Source organism: Acidobacteriota bacterium, assembly GCA_030949985.1.
In the GTDB taxonomy this organism is placed as follows: Bacteria; Acidobacteriota; Polarisedimenticolia; order J045; family J045; genus JALTMS01.
In genome coordinates, this window is record JAUZRX010000023.1 from 65,488 (window position 1) to 91,332 (window position 25,845).

Annotated in this window: 22 protein-coding genes; 10 read left to right on the top strand and 12 right to left on the bottom strand. The window is 70.3% G+C overall.

The genetic code is table 11. The features are described 5' to 3' along the window. The first annotated feature begins 106 nt into the window (after positions 1–106). From tmk to Q9Q40_06090, 3 genes are read left to right on the top strand one after another with little or no spacing between them, the layout of a single operon-like run. Positions 107–775, top strand: a complete 669-nt coding sequence (gene tmk, locus Q9Q40_06080; GenBank protein ID MDQ7006781.1) for a dTMP kinase — start codon at positions 107–109, stop codon at positions 773–775. Next, positions 772–1,851, top strand: coding sequence for a hypothetical protein (locus Q9Q40_06085; GenBank protein ID MDQ7006782.1), 1,080 nt, complete (start codon positions 772–774; stop codon positions 1,849–1,851). The genes tmk and Q9Q40_06085 overlap by 4 nt, the downstream gene beginning before the upstream one ends. 21 nt (positions 1,852–1,872) lie before the next feature. Beyond that, positions 1,873–2,172, top strand: coding sequence for a DUF3467 domain-containing protein (locus Q9Q40_06090; GenBank protein MDQ7006783.1), 300 nt, complete (start codon positions 1,873–1,875; stop codon positions 2,170–2,172). Between the two features lie 43 nt (positions 2,173–2,215). Here the strand turns inward: Q9Q40_06090 and Q9Q40_06095 are convergent, their stop codons facing one another. Beyond that, positions 2,216–3,760, bottom strand: a complete 1,545-nt coding sequence (locus Q9Q40_06095; GenBank protein MDQ7006784.1) for a hypothetical protein — start codon at positions 3,758–3,760, stop codon at positions 2,216–2,218. Further along, positions 3,757–5,124, bottom strand: a complete 1,368-nt coding sequence (locus Q9Q40_06100; protein MDQ7006785.1) for a TRAM domain-containing protein — start codon at positions 5,122–5,124, stop codon at positions 3,757–3,759. The genes Q9Q40_06095 and Q9Q40_06100 overlap by 4 nt, the downstream gene beginning before the upstream one ends. Positions 5,125–5,423: 299 nt before the next feature. On the opposite strand from Q9Q40_06100, the gene Q9Q40_06105 reads away from it, so the two are divergent. Continuing rightward, positions 5,424–6,986 carry an NAD(P)H-hydrate dehydratase gene (locus Q9Q40_06105; GenBank protein MDQ7006786.1) on the top strand — a complete coding sequence of 521 codons (1,563 nt, stop codon included), beginning with the start codon at positions 5,424–5,426 and terminating at the stop codon, positions 6,984–6,986. Further along, positions 6,983–7,432, top strand: coding sequence for a tRNA (adenosine(37)-N6)-threonylcarbamoyltransferase complex ATPase subunit type 1 TsaE (gene tsaE, locus Q9Q40_06110; protein ID MDQ7006787.1), 450 nt, complete (start codon positions 6,983–6,985; stop codon positions 7,430–7,432). Before Q9Q40_06105 ends, tsaE begins: the two co-directional genes overlap by 4 nt. Here the strand turns inward: tsaE and guaB are convergent. The 4 genes from guaB to Q9Q40_06130 form a co-directional block, all read right to left on the bottom strand. Beyond that, complete coding sequence (gene guaB, locus Q9Q40_06115; protein ID MDQ7006788.1) at positions 7,417–8,883, bottom strand: IMP dehydrogenase; 1,467 nt, start codon at positions 8,881–8,883, stop codon at positions 7,417–7,419. The genes tsaE and guaB overlap by 16 nt on opposite strands. Before the next feature lie 89 nt (positions 8,884–8,972). Next, positions 8,973–10,019, bottom strand: coding sequence for an SPFH domain-containing protein (locus tag Q9Q40_06120; protein MDQ7006789.1), 1,047 nt, complete (start codon positions 10,017–10,019; stop codon positions 8,973–8,975). A gap of 147 nt (positions 10,020–10,166) precedes the next feature. Continuing rightward, positions 10,167–12,884: a preprotein translocase subunit SecA gene (secA, locus tag Q9Q40_06125; protein ID MDQ7006790.1), complete on the bottom strand. Its 2,718-nt coding sequence runs from the start codon at positions 12,882–12,884 to the stop codon at positions 10,167–10,169. Between the two features lie 64 nt (positions 12,885–12,948). Continuing rightward, positions 12,949–13,845, bottom strand: a complete 897-nt coding sequence (locus tag Q9Q40_06130) for a peptidoglycan DD-metalloendopeptidase family protein (GenBank protein MDQ7006791.1) — start codon at positions 13,843–13,845, stop codon at positions 12,949–12,951. 261 nt (positions 13,846–14,106) lie between these two features. On the opposite strand from Q9Q40_06130, the gene nagZ reads away from it, so the two are divergent. Further along, entirely contained in the window at positions 14,107–15,159 is a 1,053-nt protein-coding gene (gene nagZ / locus Q9Q40_06135; protein ID MDQ7006792.1) for a beta-N-acetylhexosaminidase, read from the top strand. 97 nt (positions 15,160–15,256) lie between these two features. Here the strand turns inward: nagZ and Q9Q40_06140 are convergent, their stop codons facing one another. The 3 genes from Q9Q40_06140 to Q9Q40_06150 are packed head-to-tail and all read right to left on the bottom strand — an operon-like array spanning position 15,257 to position 19,014. Further along, positions 15,257–16,150, bottom strand: a complete 894-nt coding sequence (locus tag Q9Q40_06140; protein ID MDQ7006793.1) for a phosphoribosylaminoimidazolesuccinocarboxamide synthase — start codon at positions 16,148–16,150, stop codon at positions 15,257–15,259. A gap of 22 nt (positions 16,151–16,172) precedes the next feature. Then, a complete protein-coding gene (locus Q9Q40_06145; GenBank protein MDQ7006794.1) occupies positions 16,173–17,204 on the bottom strand; it encodes a tetratricopeptide repeat protein in 1,032 nt (343 codons plus the stop codon). Continuing rightward, on the bottom strand, positions 17,182–19,014 hold the full coding sequence (locus Q9Q40_06150; protein MDQ7006795.1) for an alkaline phosphatase family protein: 1,833 nt from the start codon (positions 19,012–19,014) through the stop codon (positions 17,182–17,184). Before Q9Q40_06150 ends, Q9Q40_06145 begins: the two co-directional genes overlap by 23 nt. 162 nt (positions 19,015–19,176) lie before the next feature. Here Q9Q40_06150 and Q9Q40_06155 point away from each other — a divergent pair, with 162 nt between their 5' ends. From Q9Q40_06155 to Q9Q40_06170, 4 genes are all read left to right on the top strand, one after another. Further along, positions 19,177–19,989, top strand: a complete 813-nt coding sequence (locus Q9Q40_06155) for a dihydroorotate dehydrogenase electron transfer subunit (protein MDQ7006796.1) — start codon at positions 19,177–19,179, stop codon at positions 19,987–19,989. Next, on the top strand, positions 19,986–20,915 hold the full coding sequence (locus tag Q9Q40_06160; protein MDQ7006797.1) for a dihydroorotate dehydrogenase: 930 nt from the start codon (positions 19,986–19,988) through the stop codon (positions 20,913–20,915). Before Q9Q40_06155 ends, Q9Q40_06160 begins: the two co-directional genes overlap by 4 nt. Next, complete coding sequence (locus tag Q9Q40_06165) at positions 20,912–22,003, top strand: pyridoxal-phosphate dependent enzyme (GenBank protein MDQ7006798.1); 1,092 nt, start codon at positions 20,912–20,914, stop codon at positions 22,001–22,003. Before Q9Q40_06160 ends, Q9Q40_06165 begins: the two co-directional genes overlap by 4 nt. A gap of 93 nt (positions 22,004–22,096) precedes the next feature. Further along, positions 22,097–22,954, top strand: a complete 858-nt coding sequence (locus tag Q9Q40_06170) for an HDOD domain-containing protein (GenBank protein ID MDQ7006799.1) — start codon at positions 22,097–22,099, stop codon at positions 22,952–22,954. A gap of 4 nt (positions 22,955–22,958) precedes the next feature. Here the strand turns inward: Q9Q40_06170 and Q9Q40_06175 are convergent, their stop codons facing one another. The 3 genes from Q9Q40_06175 to Q9Q40_06185 form a co-directional block, all read right to left on the bottom strand. Then, positions 22,959–23,657, bottom strand: a complete 699-nt coding sequence (locus Q9Q40_06175) for a hypothetical protein (GenBank protein MDQ7006800.1) — start codon at positions 23,655–23,657, stop codon at positions 22,959–22,961. Beyond that, positions 23,657–24,010 carry a hypothetical protein gene (locus tag Q9Q40_06180; GenBank protein ID MDQ7006801.1) on the bottom strand — a complete coding sequence of 118 codons (354 nt, stop codon included), beginning with the start codon at positions 24,008–24,010 and terminating at the stop codon, positions 23,657–23,659. The genes Q9Q40_06175 and Q9Q40_06180 overlap by 1 nt, the downstream gene beginning before the upstream one ends. 240 nt (positions 24,011–24,250) lie before the next feature. Beyond that, positions 24,251–25,789 (bottom strand): trypsin-like peptidase domain-containing protein, encoded by a 1,539-nt coding sequence (locus Q9Q40_06185; protein MDQ7006802.1) that lies wholly within the window; start codon positions 25,787–25,789, stop codon positions 24,251–24,253. Positions 25,790–25,845: the final 56 nt, after the last annotated feature.

Sequence of the window (25,845 nt, forward strand, 5' to 3'; positions counted from 1 at the left end):
ATTCTAACCCGAGCCCGGAGGGGGGGCGGCTCCTATAATGGGCGCCGCCGAGCGTCTCGGACCCACCCGACGGGGGTGACGGAAAGGCGCCGCGGGGAGCGCTGGGATGAGCGACGGTCGGGGATGGTTCATCACCCTCGAGGGCATCGAGGGGGCCGGCAAGACGACCCAGACCGAATGGCTGGTCCGGGCCCTGCGCGCCGCCGGCCGGCAGGTGGTCGCCACCCGCGAGCCGGGCGGCCGCGGTCCCGTGGCCGAGACCCTGCGCGCCCTGCTCAAGGAGCCCGCCGTGTGGAAGGAACTGGGCCTGGCCGAGATCTACCTCTACGCCGCCGCCCGGGCCCACCACCTGGAGTCGCTCGTCCTGCCGGCCCTCGACGAGGGGCGCGACGTGATCTGCGACCGCTATCTCGACTCCACCCGGGCCTACCAGGGTTTCGGTCGCGGCCGACCCCGGCGACTGATCGAAGATCTCCACGCACTGCCGCCCCTCGACCTGCGGCCCGATTGCACCCTGCTGCTGGATCTCCCGCCCCGCGTCGGGCTGGCCCGCGCCCGGGAGCGGGGTGAGGACGGCCCCGCGGGCTACGACGACGAGAGCCTCGCCTTTTTCGAGCGCGTCCGCGATGGCTTCCGGCACATCGCCGAAGACGAGCCCAGCCGGGTGCGGATGGTCGACGCCGACGCCTCGCCGCTGGAGGTCCATACCCGGATCGTGGGCGCCCTGACCGACCTGGTGCCCGGCCTCGAGCCCGCCGCCGGGGGCTGGCCATGAGCGAGGAGCCGATCGTTCCCCTCGTCTCCATCGAAGGCCAGAAACGCGCGATCACGGCCCTGCTCGCCCTGGTCGCTTCCCGGGAGGCCCTCCCTCCCCTGCTCTTTTGCGGGCCGGAGGGCGTGGGCAAGCGCAGCGCGGCCCTGGGACTGGCCGCGGGGCTGGTCTGTCGCCGGGGGGGGATCGACCGGGCCTGTGGGCGCTGTCCGCCCTGCCAGCGGGTACTGCAGAGCCGCGGGGTGACCGCGCTGCGCCGCCGTTCGACCGCCCAGGACCGGGCCCAGGTCTACCCCGACATCGGTTTCGTGGGCATTCCCGAGGGCAAGACCCGCATCTCGGTGCTCCAGGCGCGGGACGTGGAACTTTCGCTGTCGATGCAGCCGTTCGAACTCCCGCGGCGGATCTACATCATCGAGCCCGCCGACTCGCTGACTCCCGCGGCCGCCAACAGCCTGCTCAAGGTGCTCGAGGAGCCCCCACCCTGGGGCCTGCTGATCCTGGTCACCGCCCACCCCTGGGCCCTGCCCGTCACCGTCCGCTCCCGGATGCAGACGGTACGCTTCGGCCTGCTCGACCGGCGGACTGTCGAGTCCTGGCTCGCCGGCAGGGGTTACCCGGCCGACGAGGCGGCCGAGCGGGCCCGCTGCTGTCGGGGGCGACTCTCCCTGGCCCTGGCGGCGGATCCGGCCGCCGAGGACGCGCTGCGGGAGACCTGGACGGGGGCCATCGAGAAACTCGCCGCGGGCGGCCCGGCGGCGGCCCTGGCCATCGCCGTGGCCGAGGCCTGGGGCAGCGACGCCGCGGCCGCCGAGAAGGCCTGCCAGGCTCTGCTGGAGCTGATGCGTGATGCCCAGGCGGTGGCCGCCGGCGCCGAGCCCCAGTGGCTCGACCGCGCCCAGGCCGAGCGACTGGCGGACTTCGTCGACGCCGCGGGCCCGGCCCTGTACGATCGCTTGCGAGTGGTGGAGTTGCTGCGCTCGGAAATCCGCGTCTTCCACCGCAATCCACGCCTGAGCGTCGAGGGCGCCCTGCTCGCCCTGGCGGGCAGGCTCGACCGGGCGGCCTTGGGCCGCTGACGGGCGTCGAAGGGGAAACCAATGGGTCAGGAGAACAAGGGCAAGCCCACCGCTCGCTCGGTCAACATCAGTATCTCCGAGCAGGCGCACAAGGGCGTCTACGCCAACAAGGTGATCGTGGCTCACAGCGCCGACGAGTTCATCCTCGACTTCGTCGCCGATTTTCCGCCGGGTCCCCAGATCGTCTCCCGGGTGATCACCGCCCCGGCCCACGCCCGCGCCCTGCTGGCCACCCTCCGGGAAAACCTGGAGCGTTTCGAGCGGCAGCACGGTCCGATCCGTCGGCGTTCAGGTCCCGGCACGCCCCCCGCCGACGCCTGACTCCCGACCACCGGCGCCGCAGGGCACGCCACACCGGCAGCACTCAGCGGCCTGGCCGTCGTTGTGCCTTCGCGCGCAGCACCAGGCGTCCCCGGCGAAGATCGACCTCCATCACATGCCGGGCCAGAAGGTCGAGACCGACGAAACCGCAGACCCGCACCCCCGTGATGCGACTCCGGGCGGCCAGGTCGATGACGCCGACGTTTTTCAGCCTTCGCCGGTTGTCGCCCACCGCCAGACCCAGGCGCGGCACTTCGCCGGCGAGCGCCAGTCGGCCACCATAGGCGGACGCTTGACGGGAACCCCGACGAAAGGGCTGGCCCCGTTCCTCGAGCAGGCCGGCGCCGATCAGGGAGCGGCTGGCTCCGGTGTCGAAGAGCAGCAACGCCGGGCCGTCCCCGGCGGTGGTTTCCACCTCAGCCTCCAGCAGGAGCTGACCGGCAATCCGGTAGAGGGCGACTCCGGCCTGCCCCGCGGGCCACGGATCGACGGCCAGTGGGTCCTCCGCGGCCCCGCTCCCGCCATCGAGGAGCGCGAGGCGGACCTCCCCGGCGAAGGGATCGATGGTCACCCCGGCCCCCGCGGCAGCCAGCACGTCGAGGCCCACGATCGCCTGGTAGGCCCCGCGTCTTTCGAGGGATCCGGCGGAGCGCACGGCCAGCGCCGAACTGAAGGTCAAGGGTCCGAGGCGCAACCGGTCGAGCAGCCCGCGAACGATGGCATGCGTGCCGCTGCCCCCACCGCCGAAGAGGGTCCCCCGAGTCAGCGTCTCCATGGGGACCCGGCGCAGGGCGGTGGGCGCCAGGTGCAGACCGGACGCTCCGCTGTCCAGCAACGCCGGCACCCGGCGTCTTTCGTCCAGGGCGATCTCCACCAGCCAACCCCGCACATGCCCCGGCCTGCCCGCCAGGGGCTCGAGCGGAAGCGCGCCGGGCAGCGCCCGCTTCTCGACCACCCATACGGGCCGATCGCCCAGGGCCTCGATCAGCCGCAGGTTGTCCCGGGCGCCGGCGATACGCTCGGGAGGCTCGCGCTCGGCTGCGGCCACGTCCAGGTAGGCCGCCAGGGCCTCGCGTCGCCGCTGCCGGTCGGCCACCACGTTGGCCAGGGTGAACCATCCCGCGGCGCTTGTCGGCGCCAGCCGCACGACCCGTTCGGCGGCCTTCTCGGCGGCGGTGAAATGGAAACGAGCGGCGAGCACGCGGGCCAGCACCAGCCAACCGAGGGCGGCCTCGGGATCGTCCGCGATGGCGGCCAGGGCGTCGGCGTGGGCTCGGCGGGGTCGTCCGCAGCGCCACTCGAGGGCCGCGCGGAAAGCCGGCAGATCGACATCGGCGTCCCCCAGGCGTGCGGCGGCCGCGCACGCGCCGGCCCCGGGATCCAGGTCGAGAAAGTCCGCGAGGGCCAGGCCCGCGAGCACGCAGCGGGGGGCCCCGGACGCGGCCGCCAGGGCGGCATCCCTCTCGAGGCGTTGCCGCCGGCCCAGGCGCCGGGCCGCGCCGTCGGCGGGACAATCCGCCGCCCACGACGGAGCGAGGGCGACCAGGGCCGCCATCACCAGCACCACCCGGCGCGCTGCCTTCCTCATCCCCGAGGCTCGCTTTCCAGGGTGACCACCACTTCCAGGTGGGGCGTTTGGGGGAACATGTCCACCGCGGCGACGGCCACCGCCCGGTAACCGAAGTCGGCGAAGCGGGCCAGGTCCCGAGCGGCCGTCGCCGGGTGGCAGGAGACCATCACCACCCGCCGCACTCCCAATCGCCGAGCGAGGGCCGGGATCGACTTTCCGATTCCGGCCCGCGGAGGATTGACCGCCAGCGCCTCGAAGCGCTTTCCGGCGTCGGCCAGCCCGGCGGCGGCGGCCTCGGCGTCGCCGGTGAGAAAGTCGGCGTCGGCAAACCCTTGGTCCCTGGCTGCACGTCGTGCGGCCCGCGCCCCGGCGGGGTCGAGCTCCACGCCCACCACCCGGCTCGCCGGCCCCGCCCCGTGGAGGGCGATCAGGCCCGCCCCGCAGTACAGGTCGAGCAAGGAGCGGGGGGCTTCTCCCGCCTCGTCGCGAAGGGCCCGGCCCGCCAGGCGGTAGAGCTTCCCCGCTGCTGCCGGGTTGACCTGCACGAACCCCTGGATGCCGAGGGGGAACTCCACCCCGCCGATGCGTTCGGTCAGCTCGCACCGCCCTTCCTGCCACACCACGCGCCCCTTGCCCCGGCCCGCCCCGTCGACCTGGGCGGCACCGGCCAGGGGCTCGCCGGCGGCGAGCGCCCTGCGGGACGCCCGGCGCAACTGCGGCGCGGCCGCCGGGGTCGAGTGCCAGACGGCCAGCCAGCGTCCGGCGGCCAGCGAACCCCGCAGCTCGAGATGGGTCGGCCCTTCCCCGGAAGCCGGATGCCGTTCGTCCATCCGGGCCAGCAGGCTCTCGACCACCTCCCACCCCCCCGGGGCCAGCAGGTGGCAACGGTCTACGGCCACCACGGCGGCGCCGCGTCCGCGGGGTCGGTAGCCGGCCCGCCAGCGGCCGCCCCGGCGGGCCAGGGCCAGGCGTACCCGGCTGCGGTATTCCAGCGGCGAGGGGCTCGCCACCACCGGGTCGATGGGCAGGTCGACCCCCGCCAGTCGGCGAAGTTGCCGGGCCAGGTGCTGGACCTTCCAGTCCAGGCCTGTCTCCTCGTCCACCACCATCAGGGGACAGCCGCCGCACCGGCCCTGCTGCGCGCAGGATGCGGGCCGGCGCCGGGCCGAGGGCTCGATCACCTCCAGCGGCACCGCGTCCAGTCGGCGGCGGCGTTCCGCGACCACGCGGACGCGCACACGCTCACCGATCACCACCCCGGGGACGAAGACCACCCGCCCCTCCCAGCGCCCCACCCCGGCGCCCTCGACGTTGAAATCGACGATCTGCAGCTCGATCGTGCGGCCGGGAAGCGAGCCTGATCCTTCGCCTGCTTCGTTCAACTGTCCGCCTTCCCCGGGCCCGGGCCGCCCGCCCGGGAGGGAGAATCTCCAAAACCCGCGCCGAATCTCAACTTTGACCTTGGCTCGGGGGGCAAAAAGTGGTATCGATAGGTTAATCGATCTCGCGTGCAAGGAAAGCGCCATGGGGGGCACATCATCCTTGACACGCACCCTGCGGGCGGGACCTTCGGGTTTCGCCCGCATGTCTTTTCTGCCTCCCGGGGCCCCGGGTCCCGCGTCATTTCTCCTGGGCCGTGGCAAACTTGAAGGCCACCCGCCCCATCCCAGGAGTCGCATCCATGGAAGTGCTCGACGCCCGCCGCATGGCCCAGGCCGATCGGATCACCATCGACGAGGTGGGGATCCCCGGCCTGGTGCTGATGGAAAACGCCGGCCGACTCGTCGCCGAGGAGGTGGCCGAGCGCGTCGACCCTCCGGGCCCGGCGCTGGTGGTCTGCGGGCGTGGCAACAACGGCGGCGACGGCTACGTGGTCGCGCGCCATCTGGCCCGTCTCGGCTACCAGGTCCAGGTGGTGGCCCTCGGCGGGAGCGGGTCCGCGCTGCGCGGAGACGCGGCGGCGATGGCCCGCGCCTGGCGGGGGCTCGGAGGAGCCGTGGAGACGGTGGGCTCGGCCCGGACCCTCTCGCGGCTCGCCCCCCTCTTCGAGGGGGCGGCGGTTGTGGTCGATGCCCTTTTCGGCACGGGTTTGAGCCGCCCCCTCGAGGGTCCGGCCGCGGCGCTGGTGGAGGCCATCAACTCCTGCCCGGCGCCGGTGGTGGCGGTGGATCTTCCCTCGGGCCTCGATGCCTCCAGCCCGGATGTGCCGGAGGTGGTGGTGGAGGCCACCCTGACCGTCACCTTCGCCCGTCCCAAGCCCGCGCAGCTCCTTCCGCCCGCCGAGATGGTCTGTGGAGAGGTGGTCGTGGTGGACATCGGCATTCCGGCCCAGGTGGTCCTGCGGACCCGTCCCGACCTGCACTGGATGGGTGCGGAGGACGCCGCGCTGCTGCTGCCCGAGCGGGAGCCGGCCGATCACAAGGGCCGCTTCGGCCACGTGCTGGTGGTGGGAGGCAGCCGGGGCAAGGCCGGCGCGGCGGCTCTGGCCGGCTGGGGCGCCCTGCGGGCCGGGGCGGGGCTGGTCACGGTGGCCGCTCCCGAACCCGTACGACCGGAGGTGGCGGCCCTGGCTCCCGAGTTGATGACGGCCTCCCTGCCCGCGGGGCGGGAGGGCACCCTCGCCCGCGACGCCCACCGGCAGGTACTCGACCGGCTCGGGAAGTGCACGGTGCTGGCCGTCGGCCCCGGCCTCGGTGCGGGGCCCGTCGTCTCCACCGAGGCACGCCGGCTGGTGCGCTCGAGTCCCTTGCCCGTGGTCCTCGATGCCGACGGCCTGGGAGCCTTCGTCGGGCGCCATGTCAAAACGCTGGCCCGGCACCGGGCCCCGCTGGTGATCACACCCCACCCCGGTGAGGCGGGCCGGCTCCTGGGCAGCAGCTCGGCGGCCGTGCAGGCCGATCGCCTGGGTGCCGCGCGGGCTCTGGCCTCCATGGCCGATGCGGTGTGCGTGCTCAAGGGCCATCGCACCCTGACCGTGTCACCGGGGGGCACGGCCATCATCAATGCCACGGGCAACCCGGGCATGGCCAGTGGAGGCATGGGCGACCTGCTGACCGGCATCATCGCCGCCCTGCTCGCCCAGGGGCTCGAAGCCATGGAGGCCGCCGCTCTCGGGGCCTATCTCCATGGTCTCGCCGCCGACCTGAGCCTCGACCGGGGCGAGGCGCCGGCCAGCCTGGTGGCGACCACCGTCGCCCGCGCGTTGCCGGCGGCCCTGCGGCAGATCGGCGGAGACCCGGCGTGAGCACCACGTCGCTGACCTGGACGAGCACCGACGAGCCACAGACCGAGCTGGCCGGCGAGGCCCTCGCCCGGCACCTCGTGGGGGGCGAAGTGCTTTCCCTGACGGGAACCCTCGGTGCGGGCAAGACCGTCTTCGTACGCGGCCTGGCCCGCGGCCTGGGGCTCCCGGGCGAGCCGGTCTGCTCGCCGTCCTTCGTGCTGGCCACCTTGCACGAGGGACGGCCCGGCCTGCTCCACGTCGACCTCTACCGGCTGGCCGACGGCGCCGGGATCGACGACCTGGGCATCGAAGAAGCGATGGAGGAGCGGCACGTGGTCGCCGTCGAATGGGGTGAGCGGCTGCCGGCCTGGCTCGCCCCCCATGCCTGGAGGATTCGTATCGAGCTGGAGGGCGACGTGCGGCGGATCACCGCCGATCCGCCCCGCAAGGACTACTCCAGGCGGTAGTTGGGCGCCTCGCGCGTGATGATCACGTCGTGCGCGTGGGACTCTCTGAGCCCCGCTCCGGTGATGCGCAAGAAGCGCGCCTTCTGCTGCAACTCGGCCACGTTCGCCGCGCCGCAGTAGCCCATGCCCGAGCGCAGGCCGCCGACGAGTTGGTAGACCATGTCTTTCAGGCGCCCCTTGTAGGGCACGCGGCCCTCGATGCCTTCCGGCACCAGCTTGCGCTCGTCCTCCTGGTCGGCCTGCCCGTAACGGTCTTTCGAGCCCTCCCGCATGGCCGCCAGGGAACCCATGCCCCTGTATTCCTTGAAGGTCCGGCCCTGGAAGAGCACCGTGTCGCCGGGAGACTCCTCGGTACCGGCGAAGAGCGAGCCGATCATCACCGCGTCGGCTCCCGCCGCCAGCGCCTTGGTGATGTCTCCCGAGAACTTGATGCCGCCGTCCGCGATGACGGGAATGCCCACCCGGCCGCAAGCCCGGGCGGCGGCGGCGATGGCGGTGAGCTGGGGCACGCCGCAACCGCTGACCATCCGCGTGGTGCAGATGCTTCCCGGGCCGACGCCGACCTTCACCGCGTCGACGCCCCGGTCGACCAGCGCCCGGGCCCCTTCTTCCGTGCCCACGTTGCCGGCGATGAGCTGGGTTTCAGGGCAACGCTCGCGGATCCGGTCGATCACCTCGAGAACCCGCCGGGAATGGCCGTGGGCCGTGTCCACCGCGAGGATGTCCACCCCGGCTGCAACCAGGGCCGTGCATCGCTCGAGGGTGTCTTCGCCGGTCCCCACCGCGGCTCCCACCAGCAGGCGCCCGTGGGCATCTTTCGCCGCCTGGGGGTATTCGATGCGTTTCTGGATGTCCTTGTAGGTGATCAGGCCCTTGAGCTGGTAGTCGTCGTCGACCACCAGCAGTTTCTCGATGCGGTGCTCCTGGAGCAACTCCTGGGCCCGTTCGAGATCGGTCCCCTCGGGCACCGTGATCAGGTTGTCACGGGTCATGTACTGTTCGATGGTGGCGTCGTGGTTGGTACAGAACCGCAGGTCCCGGTTGGTCAGAATGCCCACCAGCCGACCTCCCCGATCGGTGATGGGCACGCCCGAGATCTTGTAGCGGGCCATCAGGTCCAGGGCGTCCCGTACGGGGTGATCCGCGGTCATGGTGATCGGATCGACGATCATCCCCGACTCGGAGCGTTTGACCTTGTCCACCTCCGCGGCCTGGCGTTCGATGGGCAGGTTGCGGTGGATCACGCCCAGCCCGCCGAGCTGGGCCAGGGCGATCGCCAGCCGGGCTTCGGTGACCGTGTCCATCGCCGAGGAAAGCAGGGGGATCTGCAGGCGGATGCTGCGGGTCAGCCGGGTCGAAGTGTCCACCTCGCCGGGCAACACCTCGGAATAGGCCGGCTGCAGCAGGACGTCGTCGAAGGTCAGTCCGAGTGGAATATCGTGGTGGCTCATCGCGGGCCTCGCGTGGGGGTCGTGCGGAGTGGCGCGATTCTACGCGCCGCCCCCGGGGCCGTCCAGCCCGACGGGCCCGCGGCCCGGCGTCACTCTCCGAGGCGGTGTCCGCAACGCGGACAGAATCGCGCGCCGGCCGGGTGAACGCCGCCACACCCGGAGCAGGTGCCGCCGGCCGTCTTCCGGCCGCAGTGCCGGCAGAATCGTGCGTCCGCTTCGATGGGCTTGCCGCAGGCCGGGCAGGCCGGCTCCCCGCTGACGGACGGTTCGGCAGCGACCACGGTTCCGCTCCGGTCGAGCGCCTCGCGGATCAGGCCCGGCATGGCCATGCCCAACCCGGCCCCCACGCCGAGACCCATGCCCTCCCCGGCACTCGATCCCCCGCCGCCGGCCGCCGCGTCCCCGAGGGCCCGGGCCGCCTTGAAGCCCATGTACCGGCCGCCCATGCCCACTGCGGCCATGCCGGAGCGTTCGTCGATCACCCGGGCCACTTCCTCCGGAGGCGTGATGGCCGCGATCAGCAGTTTCTCGAGTTCCAGGCCGTAGCCCGCCAGGTCGTGCTCGACCCGCCGGGCAAGATCGGCGGCCACTTCATCGTAGTGGGCCGGGAGTTCGAGCAGGCCGATACCCGCCTCGCCCAGGGTGTCGTTGAGCCGGCCTACGATGATCTCGCGGAAATAGTCTTCCACCGCCGCCACCTGGTAGCTTGGGAGGGTTCCCACCAGGGTATTGACGAGCTGCTTCGGATCCCGCACGCGCAACGCATAGCGCCCGTGGGCCCGAAGCCGCACCATGTCGAATTCGGGATCGCGGAAGACGACGGGGTCCCGCGTGCCCCAGCGCAGGTCGGTGAAGGTCTTCTTCGACACGAAATAGGTGTCGGCGCGGAAGGGCGTCTTCCCGCCGAAGGGAATCTTCAAGACCTCCACCAGCAGCGGAATATTCGCCGTGTCGAGGGTGTGGCGCCCGGTTTCGAAGACGTCCAGCGCATGGCCGTTGCGGAAGAACACGGCCCACTGGTTTTCCGTGACGACGAGCTGGGCGCCGAACTTGATCTCGCCACCCGGCTCGAAGCGATGGACGATTTCCGTTCCGCTCTCTTCCCGCCATTCGATGACTTCGATGCTCAGACCCACGGCGCTCTCCTCTCCCTGTCGGCAAGACTTCACCTGGATCAAGCTGGCGCCGGGCGGGACGGGCGGCAAGTTCCGGCAAGCGCCGAATGACCGCCACGGGAGGAACCGGAGAGAGGCGAACAGGGGGGAACGCGGCCGGTCAGCGCTTCAACCGCAACACTTCTTGTATTTCTTGCCCGAACCACAGGGGCATGGGTCATTGCGCCCCACCTTGGAGCCCGACCGGCGGACCGTCTGCGCCTGCCTGGCCTCCTCCCCGGCCTTCGACCGGGAGGCGGCGCGAAAGATCGCCTCCTGCTCCTGGCGCCGACGGGCTTCCTGCTGACGGCGTTCTTCTTCGCTCATCGGTTCGAGCAGCATCAGGTAGCGGATGATCTCGCCCTCGATGCGCTCTTTCATCGCCGCGAAGAGTTCGAAGGACTCGCGCTTGTATTCCACCAACGGGTCGCGCTGGGCGTAGGCCCGCAGGGAAATCCCTTCCTTGAGGTGATCGAGGGCCAGCAGGTGGTCTTTCCACTGGTTGTCGATGATCTGGAGGATCACGTAGGTCTCGTAGCGCCGCATCATCTCGGCACCGACCCGCCCCTCCTTTTCGGCATAGCGCTTTTCCACCAGCTCCCGCAGGCTGGCGACCATTGTCTCCCGGTCGTCGTTGAGTTCGAGGCCACCCGCCGCCGGATCGAAGCCGAAGTAGTGCAGGAACTGGGCGCTGAACTCGTCGAGCTGGGGCTCGCCGCCCCCCTTCTCGTCTTGAGCCAGGTACTGGTCGAAGAGGTATTCGATCAGATCACCGGCGCGGTCCATCACGTAGTCCCGCGGCGATCCGCTCTCGAGGATCTCGCGACGCAGGCCATAGACTTCCTGTCGCTGGAGATTCTGCACGTCGTCGTACTTGATCAGCTGCTTGCGGATCTCGAAGTTCTGCGCCTCGACTTGCCGTTGCGCCCGCTCGATCTGCTTGCTCACCAGCCGGGACTCGATGGGAGCGTCGTCGGCGCCCTCGAGAGCCTTTTCCATCAGCCAGCGCGCAAAGCGCCGCATCAGGTCGTCTTCCAGCGAGAGGTAGAAGCGCGAGGAACCGGGATCGCCCTGCCGTCCCGCACGCCCCCGGAGCTGATTGTCGATACGCCGGGCTTCGTGCCGCTCGGTTCCGATGATGTGCAGCCCGCCGAGGCGGATCACCTCTTCGTGCTCCCGGGCACAGGTCGTCTTGGCGTCTTCCATCGCCTTGGCACGGACGGCATCGTCCACGTCGTCCCAGCTCTGCCCCGTTCGTTCGGCGACCAGGGTCCGGGCCAGGTGCTCGGGGTTGCCGCCGAGGAGAATGTCCGTACCGCGACCGGCCATGTTGGTGGCAATGGTCACCGCCCCGAGACGTCCGGCCTGGGCCACGATCTCGGCTTCCTGGGCATGATGCTTGGCGTTGAGCACCTTGTGGGGAATGCCGGCCCGCTTGAGCAGCTTGGAGAGATGCTCGGATTTCTCGATCGAGGTCGTACCGACCAGCACCGGCTGGCGCCGCTCGTGAGCCTCGGCGATATCTTCCACCACCGCCTGGAACTTGCCCTTCTCGGTGCGGAAAATAGCGTCCGGATCATCGCGGCGGATCATCGGCTTGTTGGTCGGGATGACCATCACGTCGAGCTTGTAGATCTCGGCGAACTCGGCCGCCTCGGTCTCCGCGGTTCCCGTCATTCCCGACAGCTTGTCGTACATCCGGAAGAGGTTCTGGAACGTGATCGTCGCCAGCGTCTGGTTTTCGCTGCGGATCTCGACCCCTTCCTTGGCCTCCACCGCCTGGTGCAACCCGTCCGACCAGCGCCTTCCGGGCATCTTGCGGCCGGTGAACTCGTCGATGATGATGACTTCCTCATCTTCGACCAGGTAGTCCACGTCGCGCTGGTAGAGGGTATGGGCCCGCAGCGCCTGGCCGGCGGCGTGCAGGATCTCGATGTTCGACGGATCGTAGAGGTTCCCGACTCCCAGGAGTTTCTCCAGGTGGGCCACGCCCCGCTCCGTGAGCACCACGTTGCGACTCTTCTCGTCGACGATGTAATCGCCGCTCTGCTCGAGTTCCTCGCGCTGCTCGCGGGACGCCTCGCCGGCGATCACCGCGCCGGGCACGAGCTTGGGGACCACCGCATCGACCTGGTAGTAGACGCTGGTGTCACCCTCGGACGGCCCCGAGATGATCAGCGGGGTGCGCGCCTCGTCGATCAAGATCGAATCGACTTCGTCGACGATGGCGTAGTGGTGCCCCTTCTGCTGCACCATCGACGAGTGCGTGAATTTCATGTTGTCGCGCAGGTAGTCGAAACCGAACTCGTTGTTCGTCCCGTAGGTGATGTCCGCGCCGTAGGCCTCGCGACGCTGCTGGTCGTCGAGCTGGTGCTGGATGCAGCCGACACTCAGGCCCATGAAGCGATAGACGCGCCCCATCCATTCGGCGTCACGGCTGGCCAGGTAGTCGTTGACCGTCACCACGTGGACGCCGTTGCCGTCGAGGGCGTTGAGATAGGCCGGCAGGGTGGCCACCAGGGTCTTGCCCTCGCCGGTTCGCATCTCCGCGATGGCACCCCGGTGAAGGACGATGCCACCGATCAACTGCACGTCGAAATGCCGCATGCCGAGTACGCGCCGCGCCGCCTCGCGCACCGCGGCGAAGGCCTCGACCAGCAGGTCGTCGAGGGTCTCGCCCTGGTCGAGGCGCCGGCGGAACTCGACCGTCTTGGCCGCGAGTTGCTCGTCGCTCAGCGCCCGCATCTCCGGTTCGCGCTCGCCGATCGCGGCGACGATCGGCTGCAGGCGCCGCAACTCGCGCTCGTTCTGCGTGCCGAAGATCTTTCCCAGTAGCTTGTTGATCATATTGTCATCCCCGAGGTGCGCAGCATAGCCCGGATCTCACGCCGCGCCCAGCCGCCGGGGAAGGTCAGTAGATCACGTCCTCGAGCACATACTTCATCGGATCGACCCGCTTGCCGCCCACGAGAACCTCGTAGTGCAGGTGCGGCGCGGTGGAGCGGCCGGTGTTGCCCACCAGGGCGATGACGTCTCCCCGGCGGACCTTTTGTCCCGGGCGCACCTTGTAGCCGTGGAGGTGTCCGTAGCGGGTCACCAGGCCGTTGCCGTGGCTGATGTAGAGCACCCGACCGTAGCCTCCGTTGCGCTCGGTCTTGACCACGATGCCGTCGGCGGGAGCGTAGACCGGCGTGCCTTCGGGGGCTGCGATGTCGAGTCCGTGGTGGAACTGCCGGCGGCCGGTGAAGGGATCCCGCCGCCAGGAAAAGCCCGACCCGATCAATCCGTGCACGGGGAGGATCGAAGGCGTGCGGGAGAGCATGTCGGTCTGTTCCCCGAGCACCTCCTCGACGGTATCGAGACGTCGCGAGAGCAGGCGGCTGCGGTCGAGGAGCTCGCCCGTCTCGCCCCGGGCCATCTCCGCCCGGCTCAACAAATCGAGAGCCTCGCCGGCGATGGCCTGTCCCTGGCCCTGCCCCGCCGTGGCCGGCAGGTCGAGTCCCGCGAGGGTCGCCAGCCGCGAGGTGCGCCGCTCGAAAGCATCGAGCCTCTGGCGCAGCTCACGCATCGAGGCATCGATCTCGTCCGTCCGGGCCGCCAGGTCGTCCCGTTCGGCCTGCACGCTGGCCAGGGTCCGTGAAAGCCGGGCGCCGCGCAGCATCAGCAAGGGCGTCGCCGCCGCCAGCATCGCCACCACGGCCAGCACCGCGGCGCCCACGAGCAACTGCCGGCCACTGAGGTGGTAGCGCCGCAAGCCGCCGCGGGCATCGGGAACGATCATCACGGTAAAGTTTCGGCGAAGGAACACGACGCACCTTTCCGAGGGTCCCCGCTCGCCTACGGAGCGTGGAGGAGGCGCAATATAGCCTCCGCAACGCCGAAGTGGCAAACGAATCGGAAAGAGCCGTTTCAAACTGCGTGCCGCCCGGCGCCGGATACCCGGAAACCATCGTGAGCGATTCCGAAAGAGTCGCCCCGCGGCGAATTACGAAATCGTGCCCAGGGGATCACCGACGGCACCCGGCCCCCCTCCCTACCATCGCGTCCCGTTCGGCGTCAGAATCCCCCCATGAACCTGGAATCGCAGCTTTCACGAACTCTTTTCGCCGGCGTCGGCGGCCCCGATCTCACCACGGCCGAAATCGCCGCCCTCGGCGACCTCCGGCCCGGTGGCGTCACTCTCTTCGGCCGCAATCTCCGCTCCCTGGCCCAGTTGCGCGACCTGGTCTGCGCCCTCGAAGAATGCGCCGGGAGGCCGCTGGTGGTGGCCATCGACCTCGAGGGCGGACGGGTCCACCGCCTGACCGCCATCGACCCCCGCCTCGCCGCCTTGCCCGCGGCCCGCGAGCAGGCCCGCTGGTCCCTCAACCGCCTCGAGCGGACCTGGGAGGCGGTCGGCGTCCTGCTGGCCAGCGTGGGGATCGACCTGGACTTCGCCCCGGTGGTCGACCTGGACGAGGGCCTGGCCGCCAACGGCATCGGCGACCGGGCCTTCGACTCCGACCCCGACCGGGTGGTGGTGCGGGCCCGGGCTGTGATCGAGGGACTCGCCAGGGCGGGCCGGGCCTCGTGTCTCAAGCATTTTCCCGGCCTGGGGGGCACGCGCACCGACACCCACCGGGCCCTGGCCGTCTCGCCCCATGACGCGGGGGAACTTTGGGAGCGGCACGTCCACCCCTACCGGGAACTGACCGCCCTGGCGCCGGCGGTGATGACGGCCCACGCCGCCTACCCCTGCCTCGAGGAACCCCGCCTTCCCGGCAGCCTTTCCGCCTCGATCGTCACCGGCTGGCTGCGCGAGCGCCTCGGTTACCAGGGCGTGGTCTTCAGCGATGACCTGGGTATGGGCGCGCTTGCCGGCTGCGGCGACGACGGCGACCGCGCCCTGGCCGTCCTGGCGGCCGGGGCCGATGTGGCTCTCTTCTGCCACGATCTCGACGCGCCGCGGCGGGCCCGGGATTGCCTCTTCCGGGCCATCGCCCGCGGCGCCCTCGATCCATCGCGGCTGAGCCGCTCGGCGGCCCGCGTCGAGAAGCTGGCCGACCGCCCCCCGGCGACCGTCGGCGCGGAAGCGGCGCTCGAATCGCTCGTCGAGACCCTGCTCCACCCACTCGATCCCTAGCCGCCCGTCGAAAGAGCCTTGTGCGAGCCAAGGGCCGAGATGGCAACCTCGGCCCCCGGCGTGGAAGGTTTGGGGGGGTGGACGGGATCGCCCGGATCTACTCCGGCCAGAGTCCGGACCCGGTGAGAATCTCGAGAATCTCCAGGTACCGCTTGCGCGTGCCGCTGACGACTTCGTCGGGAAGATCGGGACCCGGAGGCGTCTTGTCCCAATCGAGAGTTTCGAGGTAGTCGCGTACGAACTGCTTGTCGAAGGAAGGCTGCGCCCGGCCGGGGGTGTAGGCGTCCCGGGGCCAGAAGCGGGAGGAATCCGGGGTGAGCATCTCGTCGCAGATCACGACCTTTCCATCGATCATGCCGAACTCGAACTTGGTGTCGGCGATGATGATGCCCCGCTCGAGGGCGAAGGCCGCCGCCTTGCGGTAGAGCTCGAGGGTCAAGAATCGAAGCTGCTCGGCCCTCTCTCCGCCCACCAACGCGGCCATCGTGTCGAAGGAGATGTTCTCGTCGTGTCCGGTTTCCGCCTTGGTGGCCGGTGTGAAGATCGGCTCGGGAAGCTGTTCGGACTCCACCAGCCCTTCGGGCAGGGAGATGCCGCAGACCTTGTTCGTCGCGCAGTAGTCCTTCCAGCCGGAGCCCGAAAGGTAACCCCGCGCCACGCATTCCACCGGAAACATCTCGGCTCGCCGAACCAGCGCCGAGCGCCCGGCCAACTGGTCGGCCCAGCCCTGCAGCTCGGCCGGAAAATCGGCGATTCGCTCGGCCACCAGGTGATTGCCCACCAGGTCTTTCGACCATTCGAACCAGAAGGACGACACCTGGTGCAGCACCTTCCCCTTGTCGGGAATGGGCTGGGGCAGGATGACGTCGAAGGCGGAAATGCGATCGGTGGCGATCAACAGCAGTTGATCACCGAATGCGTAGATATCCCGCACCTTGCCGCGGGAGAGAAGATCCATGCCCGGAAGCCGGGTCTCGACCACCGCGTTCATCGTACCGCTCCTCCGTGGGCTTTCAGCGCAACGCCTTGGCCCGGCTGCGGGCCTTGGCCCTCAGGTCTTTGTCACCGATTCGCATACGCGAAAAATTCTTGAGCAGGGTGACGGCCTCTTTCTTGCGCCCCGCCGCCAGCAGGGTTTCCGCGTAGTAGAACGGAGTGTTTTCGAAACGAAGATCGGGGACCCCCTCGAGGGGCGCCTTGGGCGGAGGCTTGGTATGGCCCTTCTTGGCCTTGGCGCGAATCTCCACCATTTTCGAGATGGGTTCGAGAATCTCGCGGGCGCGATCCATCTCGCCGGCTTCGATGAGCAGACGGCCCAGTTCGAAGGCCGCGTTTTCGCGCACGTAGCCGTAACGCCCCTGGGGATAGGGCCAGCCCTCGGTAGGAGCCCAGAGCCCGACATTGCGGATCGCCTTTTCGAGCCACTCCCGCGCCGCCGCCGGGTCCTCCTCCGCGATCGCGATCAACCCCATTTCGTAAGTCGCGTAGGCGTGCTGGGGCTCCCGCCCGATCACCTGGGTCAGCAGGGCCTTGGCGGTTTCCAGGTCGCCCTCTTCTTCGGCCACCAGCGCGCGATTGAAACGCGCCAGGTGTACAGCGGCGGCACGGGGAGGGTCATCCTTGCCCGGACCCATGTCGATCAATCTCTGGTAGGTCTGCTTGGCCTTCTCACGACTCGCAGCGCCACTGACCTCGTAAGCCTTGGCCAGGAGAAACAGACCGATGGGATCGTCGGGCTCGACGGTGGTGGCGCGTTCGAGGTATTGCCGGGCCCGCACCACGTCTCCACCCGGACGCCTCAATTCCACCAGCCCGAGCTGTCGCAGTGCCCCCGCATGGTCGGGGTGCGCCTTGACGAAGTCGTAGAACCACGACTCCGCCTTGTCCCACTGGCGCTTGGCGACCAGTTTCTGGCCGGGGGCCAATTCGGGGTCGACCGCCACCGCGCCGGCCGCCTCCACCGGCAGGGCCAGCAGCAACAGCAGGCCGGCCGGCAAGAGCCACCGCAGCGCGGCGAGCCCGTCAGGGCGAGAAAGCTGTCTCATCTCGTCGATCTCCTGGAGCCCTCCCCCGGTGCCGTGACCAGGGGAAGGGGACTATCCCCATTTCTTCGATCCTAGCATCGAGCCCGGCGTCTCGCTGCCCTCGTCCGCGGGTCCCCTTTCCCCCTGCCAGGGCGGCCGGAGCCCCGTCGGCCGGCAGGCCGATCGCCTCGAGCAGGGCCGGCAGCACGCTGGCCACGCTCGCCGGGTCCCCGCCCCCCCGAACCGGGTCCCCGGTCCCGGCCAGCAGCAAAACTCCCGGCGGCCCTCCCGCGTGGGTCGCGGTGGGCCCCTCGAAGCCCGCCAGGATGCCCGCGACGCGGCCCAGATCGTAGCGCGGCACGAGCCCCACCGGTGAGACCAGCGCCACCACGAAAGGCCGGTCGGAGCTTCGAACCTCGGCGAGAAGTCGCCGGAAGCCGGGCTCGAGCAGGCGGAAATAGCGCGCCAGCGCCTTGCCGTAGACGGAGATCTCGTCGCTTCCCACACCGAACGCGGGGGATTCGGCCCGGTAGCCTCCCAGTTGAAAGGCCAGGCTCTCGTAGCCCGCCAGCCTCAGGTGCACCATCGCCCATCCGGTGTCGGCCAGGACCCGCTTTCCGATTTCGAGGGCGCAAAGATCCGCGGCCAGGGCCTGCCGGGCCCGGTCCGCCTGCTGCTCGAGGCGCTGCCGGGGTTCCGCCCCCTCGTCGAACAGGAGCCCAACCATCTCCCCGGGGTCCGGGCAGACTACGCCATCGCGCCCCCAACCGACCCGGGTTCCGGGACCCAGGGCCTGGGCCGGCACCTGTCCCGGCCAGCCCAGGGGATCGCCCACGAGCAGCCCTTCGAGCCCGGCGGCGGCCAGGATCTCCGGCCATCCGTGGGCTCGCAACGCCGCCACGCTCACCGGCAGGCGGCGCCACAGGCGGGTGTGCACCAGGGGCCGCAGGAAAAGTCCCCGGGGGAAGACCGCGAAGGAACGTGAATCGTTCGCCGGCTGGTAGCGAACGGCTCCGAAGATCCCGTGGCGCCGGGGTGGCTGACCGGTGATCAGGGTGGCGTGCAGAGCGATGGGATCGGGCAGCGGGCCCGGTTCGACCGGTCGCAAGGGATGGTCGGCGGCCAGGCGCTCCAGACTGGGCGCCAATCCTGCCTGCAGGTAGCGGGAGAGATCCTCCGGACCGAGAGCCGGGATCTCGACCAGCAGCACGCGGTTTCGGGGATGCAGGGTCTCCCGCGCTTCCACCGGCGGGCGCCCCGGGTGCCGCACCCGGCGAATCTGCGCCGCCACCGCCAGGCCGATACACAGCCCCAGGGCCACTGCGACCACCCATGGAGCCGTCACACCGCCCGGAACCCGCAGATCGACCAGAACCAAAAGCGCCAGCAGGACGGCGGCGGCTCCCAGCAGGGCGAGGGTCAGCCCCAGGGCCACCTGCGCCCGACCGGGCAGCACCTCCCCCAGGGCCAGCCACTGCCGCCAGGCGGCCAGCAGCAGCAGGACCGCATCGAGCAGGGCGATGCGCAGAATGTAACGGGTGGAGAGACCGGCCCGGGTGGACCGGCCGAAAGAGAGGAAAAGGCCGACCAGTACCAGGGCCGGGCCCGTCAGTACGAAGACCACGAGGATCTGGGGCAACAGGGCGAAGGCCGCGGCGAGAAAGCCCCCGCCGGTCAGCGGCCGGTCCGGGCTGAGGATGAAAAGCAGCAGGACCTCGATGGCCCCGGCGAACCACGCGGCGACCGCGGCGTCCGCAAGCAGCCACACCACGGGCCGGATGACCCGGGGAGCGGGGTCGGCGGAGGAGGCGGAAGCGGGGGGATCACTCATCGCATCGGGCACCCGGGCGGGTCGAGGCGCGACCCGGACCCTTCCATCATGCCACGGAGATTTTCTTCCCATCGAGTTGCCCTTCCCCGCGGTGTAGAATCCCCGCGCCCCGACACCGTTCGCCCGCGAGACATCCCGCGGCCAAGGAGAGCCACGCCCGACATGCCCGAAAACATCACAGCGCGGGTGCAACAGCAGCAGGATCTCGGCCAGGACTACTTCCTGCTCCGGATCGCCGGCGCCCGGATCGCCGCGGCGGCCAAGGCGGGGCAGTTCGTCATGCTGGGCCTGGGGGATCCCGGCGAGATGCTGATTCGTCGCCCCTTCTCCGTGGCCCGCCTGGCCGACACGGCGGAACCGCCGGCCTTCGACATCGTCTACAAGGTGGTCGGCCGTTGCACTCTGGCTTTCAGTCGCCTGGGGGAAGGCGCGGAGCTGAACGTGCTCGGCCCCCTCGGACGCGGCTTCTGGCGGCCCGGCGCCGACGCTCCCTGTCGGCCGGTGATGGTGGCCGGCGGTATCGGCATCGCTCCTTTTCCCCTGCTGGTTCAGCAACTCGGCGAGGCGGCCGGACGGGCGGAACTGATCTACGGCGGTCGGAGCGCCGGCGATCTCCCCCTGGCCGAATGGTTCGAGCCCCGCTGCCGGAAAGTCACCCTGGCGACCGAGGACGGCAGCGTGGGCCTTCGGGGCAGGGTCACCACTCCCCTCGAAAGCGCCCTCGAAGGAGTCGTGGAACAGGACGGCACCTGCGTTTTCGCCTGCGGCCCTCACCCGATGCTCAAGGCGGTGGCCGAAATCTGTCTGGCGCGGAAGATTCCCTGCCAACTGGCCCTCGAGGAAACCATGGCCTGCGGATTCGGTGTCTGCCTGGGCTGCGTGGTCCCCCGCCGGCATCCGGCAGACGCCTTCGACAGCTTCGTCAGGGTCTGCACCGAAGGCCCCGTCTTCGACGCCCGGGAGATTCTGCTGTGAGCGTTCCCGTGAACCTCGAGGTAGGTGTGGGTGCGGGTCTGCGCCTGCGCAACCCGGTGATGACCGCATCGGGCACCTTCGGCTACGGCCTGGAATTCGAACCCTTCGTCGATCTGCGCCGGCTCGGGGGGATCGTCGTCAAGGGGATCTCACCCCGACCCCGGTCCGGCAATCCGCCACCGCGACTGGTGGAAACGCCCGCCGGCATGCTCAACGCCATCGGCCTGCAAAACGTGGGAGTCGAGCGCTTCATCGAAGAAAAACTCCCCCTGCTGCGGGAGCGCGACGCGACCGTGGTGGTCAACGTTTTCGGTCAGCGTGTCGAGGACTACGTCAAGGTGGCCGAGACCCTGGACGGCGAACCGGGCGTGGCGGCCCTGGAACTCAACCTCTCCTGCCCCAACGTGGCCCACGGCGGCTACCTGATCGGCAAGAGTCCCAGCACCGTGGCCGAGGTCACCCGGGCGGTCCGCCGGGCCAGCCAGCTTCCCCTGTGGGTCAAGCTGACTCCCAACGTGTCGGACATCGTCGGCATCGCCAGGGCCGCGGCGGATGCCGGTGCCGACGCCCTGTCGCTGGTCAACACCTACCAGGGCATGGTAGTCGACGTGGAAACCCGCCGGCCGGCCCTGGCCAACGTCACCGGCGGGCTTTCCGGACCCGCCATCCGGCCGCTGGCCGTCGCGGCGGTCTTCCATGTGGCCCGCTCCCTCGACATCCCGGTGATCGGCATGGGCGGCATCGTCTGCGCCCGCGATATCGTCGAATTTCTCCTGGTCGGCGCCACCGCGGTACAGGTCGGCACCGCCAGTTTCAACGAACCGGGAATCGCGGCCCGGCTGGTGGGCGAGTTGGCCCAGTGGTGCGTGGAGCATGGGGTCAGCGACGTCCGCGAGCTGGTGGGAGCGATCGAGATGCCCCGGTGAAGGCGGTTTTTCAACTCCCCCCCCCTCCCGGCCCCACCCGTGCCGCCGCCCTGCCTCGCCTTCCAGCCACCGATCCCCGCACCCCCTCCGACCCCACCCGCCGCTCTCTCTGGCGCTGGGCCGGCGCCCTGGAGTGGCCTCCCGATATCCCGCCGCTCAGCCTGGGCGAGGGGCTGGTGCCGCTGGAGCGACTCGAGGTGCCCGGCCTGGAGCGGCCGGTGAGCGTGCTGCGCGAGGATCTCGAGCCGACGGGCTCGTGGAAAGACCGCGGTTCGAGTTTGCTGGTCTCCGCTCTCCGGGCCCGCGGCATCCGGCGGACGGTGGAGGACTCCTCGGGCAACGCGGCTCTCTCGCTGGCCGCTTTCTGCCGGGCGGCGGGCATCGAGCTGACCGCCTGCGTCCCCGCCGCCGCGCCGGCCGTGAAGAAGGAACTGGTCCGGGAGGCCGGCGCTCGCCTCGAAGAGGTGACCGGGCCCCGGGAACGGGCCTCGGCGCGGGCACGGGAACTTTCCCGCTCCGGGGGCCTCTACCACGCTTCACACGCCTTCCACGCCCTGCATGCCCTGGGAGCCGCCACCGCGGCGTTCAACATCGTCGAAGGGCTCGGCGGCCTGCCCTCGGTGGTCATCGCCGCCACCGGGCACGGCGGCCTGCTCGCCGGGCTCTACGCGGGCCTCGAGGCGAGCGCCCGGGGTCTGGGGCTGCCGATGCCCACGGTCGTGGGTGTGCAGTCCGCGCTCTGCGCGCCCCTCGCCCGCGCCTTCGCGGAAGGGAGCCGGACGGCCGCCGGAGGCGACTGGCCGGCGGGCAGCCTGGCCGACGGCGTGGCGATTCGTGATCCGGCGCGGGGAAGCGAGATCCTGGAACTGACCCGCCGTCACGACGGGAGCCTGGTGGCCGTCGACGAGTTGGCCCTGGACAGGGCCCTCCGGGTCCTGTGGCTGGCGGGCCTGAAGGTGGAGCCCACCGCGGCGCTGCCGCTGGCCTGGCTGCTTTCCCGGCCCGCCCTGCCGGAAGAGGGGGAAATCGTCCTCCTGCTCTCCGGCAGCGGCCTCCGCTCCGGGCGGCTGCTCTTCTCCGCGCCCTGAGGCCCCTCATCCTTCCAGCCTTGTCATCGGGCGCCCGGCTAACGATATTGCCCGGGTAACTTCATTTCTCGTTCGAAAGGATCTCGCGCCCCGATGAGCAAGAGTCCCATCGACATCGAGCTACTGATCCGCCAGGCCCAGTCCCTGCATCCGCTGCCCCAGTCGGTCACCCGCCTGGCGCAGATGATGTCCGGTGAGGGGTGGACCATGACCGAGGTGGTGGAGGCCATCTCCTACGATCAGACCCTGACCGTCCGACTGCTGGCCATGGCCAACTCCGCAGCCTTCGCCGCCCAGAACGAGATTCGCACCGTTCGGGATGCCGTGGTGCGGCTCGGTGCCGGCGCCGTGCTCTCCCTGGCCATGGCGGCCACCGTGCAGTCCCACCTCGACCGGGGAGTGCCCCAGTACGGCCTGGGGGAGGGCGACCTCTGGGATCACTCCGTGGCGGCGGCCGTCAGTGTCCAGGCGCTGGCCACCCGTGCCAAGGCCGACCTTCCCGCCGAGTCCTTCACCGCCGCCGTACTCCACGACATCGGCAAGCTCCTGATCAGCCGTCACCTGGACGCGAACCTCCTCGAGCGGCTCGCCCGGGCGCGGGACGAAGAGGGCCGCTGCGGTTTCCTCGCGGAAGTCGAGGTGCTCGGCATTCATCACGGCCAGCTCGGCGCCATGATGGCACGGTCCTGGGGTTTGCCCGCGGAAATCGTTCGGGGCATCGAATACCACCACGATCCTCTGGCAGGCGGTGGTGGTGTGTGCCACGTGGTTCACGTGGCCAATGGCCTGGCGCACATGGTGATCGACACCGGGCCCTGTTCTGGGCACGAACCGACTCCCGAGCCGGGCAGTCTCGAAGCGCTGGGTCTCACCCGGGAGGACATGACCCAGCTGGTCACGACGGTCGGGGACCAACTCGACGAGGTTCTCCAGCGCTACGCCGTCCACTGAGTGCTCAGCCCCAACTGCGGCTGCGCACCGTCAAGCGCTCCGCCTGGGCCGAGCCGATCGCCCGCAGCAGCGTACGCATCCGCCGGGAAGCCTCCCGTGCGGTGGGCAGGCCGCCGCCCCGCAGCAGCAGGCGGTTCTCCCAATCTTCGAATTCCACGACCAGGCCCCGACGGTCGGGCACGGCCAGCCGTCCGAGAACTTCGTCACGGCTCATGCCCTCCACGGGCAATACATTGGTCACCGCGATACCGCCGGGAGCCAGGTGGGCGCGGATCTTCGCGGGCAGGGCTCCGAGGCTGAGACCGGGCTTGGTGGTGGTCTTCCCCTCGGTCACCGACAGGTCTTCGAGAATCCCGTCGAAGCGGATCCGCGGGCGCCGACGCAGCCAGTCCAGGGCATCACCCTGCTCGACGCGGACCTCGCCGCACCACTGGCCGCAAAGCTCACGGAACAGGCTTTCACCTCTCAGGTCCAGGTCCACGGCCCGCAGGGGGTGGGACCAGCCCATGGCGCGCAAGGGAGCGACCAGGCCGCCCGCCGCGAAGCCGAGGATCAGCAACCGCCGTCCCCCGGCGAGGGCCGCGAGGCTGGCGGCCAGAACGTCGAACAGGCAGCCCGCCGCCTCCGGGCGCCGGAGGACCACGCTGAGTACGGCGTCCCGTTCCACCAGCATCGCTCCGCGGGCGGAGCGCACGACTCGCATCAGCGCTTTCCCAGCAGACGGATGCCGCCGCGGGCGGCGGCGAGCACCGGGCCGGGCACGCCTGCGGCGCGGGAGAACTCGCCCGGAGTCAGGCACAGGGGACGCACCGGCGTGACCCCCGCCAGCCCGGCGCGCACCTGCGCGACGCGCTCGGCCACGGGCACCGACTCGAAGCCGTGAGCGATGATCAGGACCCCCGGCGCGGACCGATCCAGGGCAGCGGTCCTGCCGGGAGGATCGAAGACGATCACTTCCTCCGGTGCCCACCGCTCGACGATCAGGGGCAACACTTCCCGGCGGATCCAGAGGACCACCGGATGTTCCGCGGACAGTGGTGACGACGACTCGATCATCAAAGCTCCCACCTCGAACTGCCACGCGGCCCCGACGGGTTCGCCCCACCCCGGCGCCGAGCCCGCAGCGACCGGCACGTCCGCCGGATCGAAGTCGTAGTATGCCCCAAAAGACTCGGCCCCGTCGGGAGCCCCGGAACCTGGAAACCCGGCCCTTCCAACCGGGCCGGGTGCGCGGCGGGACCAGGCGGCTCGCGGTGATCCGCTCCCGCCTGCCTCCCCGCCAGGGTGCCGATGCGCTTATTCCTGGTAGTCGACCACCCGCACACTCAGGCTGGCGATCTCGGCCGGGTTGCCCGACAGCGCGATCTCGAAAGCCCCGGATTGCCCCGGCACCAGCCGCTCGGGGCTGACGGTGGAGGTGCCGGTGGCCACCAGCACTTCACCGCCGTCGAAACCTTCCGCGCTGACGAGGATCTGCTCGATCGGCACCGGGCCGCGGTTGCGCACCACTCCCCGGACGATCCGCCGGCCGTCTTCTTCCCGCGCCCGGTAGGAGACGATTTCGAGCAGTCGCGGCAGTCCCCGCTCCCGCAGCGCGGCGACCACCAGCGGGTCCCACCGGGCGGCTTCCAGGGCCGCCAGGGCGGCGGCGTCGGCGGCCTCTTCCCGGCCGGAGGCCTGGAGCAAGAACGCCCGCAGGGCGTGGTAGTCGGGCAAAGCGGCGATGGCGCCGTCCTCGAGGGCCAGCTCCACATGGTCGAGAGCGGCCGCCACATCTCCCTTTCGGCCGAGGCATTCGGCCAGTACGGCATGAGCCTCGGCCCGCGCCGTCTCACCCAGGTCGCCGGCCAGGGCCCGCTCGGCCTCGCCGATCGCCGCGGGGCACTCGCCGTTCTGGGCCAGGTAGGCGGCGCGCAACTGGTGAGCGGGGGCATAGTCAGGGTCGATGGTCTCGATACGATCGATCAGGGCCCGCACCTCGTCGTAATTTCCCCGGGCCCAGGCCACCTCCGCCGCCTCGCCGAGAAGACCCGGATCCCGCGGATAGACCGGCAGGGCACGCCGCACCAGTTCGGTGGCGCGGGTCAGATCCCCTTCCAGCCGGTACGCGCGCACCATCCGGGCGAGCTGGCGGGGGGGCAGGGCCGTGGGATCCTCGTCGGCCAGCGCCGCCTCGATGCGCAACGCCCGGTCGAGCACCGGGCCGACCTCCCGGGCCGGAACGGCGAAATTGATATTCTGGCCCTCCGTCAAGGTCAGTGAGCAAACCCCCACGACCCGGCCTTCCATGTTCACCAGGGGCCCCCCCGAAGAGCCCGGTGAGATGGGCGCCGTGGTCTGGATCAGTTCCACGCCTTTCTCGTCCAGCCGCCGCACCGCCGAGACGATCCCGTCGGAGACGGTGAACTCGTAACCCCGGGGATGGCCGATGGCCAGAACTCTCTCTCCCACCGGCGGCAGCGAGGACGCGGCCAGGTCCAGGGGCTCGAGCTTCAGACCGGTGACCCGCAGCACAGCCAGGTCGACTTTTTCATCCACGTGCAGCACTTCGACCGAGGCCAGCAGCGCTCCCTCCCAGGTGCGAACCATCACCTGGGCGACGCCCCGGATCACGTGGGCATTGGTCACCACCAGGCTCGGCTCCCGCAGCACGAAGCCGGTGCCGTAGGAGGTATCGCCACTGCTCTCGATGGTGCCGAGGATCTCGACGACGGACGGCCGCAGGCGCCTCGAGAGCGCCTCGAGTTCCATGGTCCCGTCCTCCAGGCCGTAACCCGGGGCGGCCAGCAGGAACAGCAGGGCCAGGACACGACTCGCGCGTGAGAGACTCATCATCGGAGGAATATAGGCGCCCGGAAGCCGCGCGCCCGCCCTTACGAACCTGCCGAAGC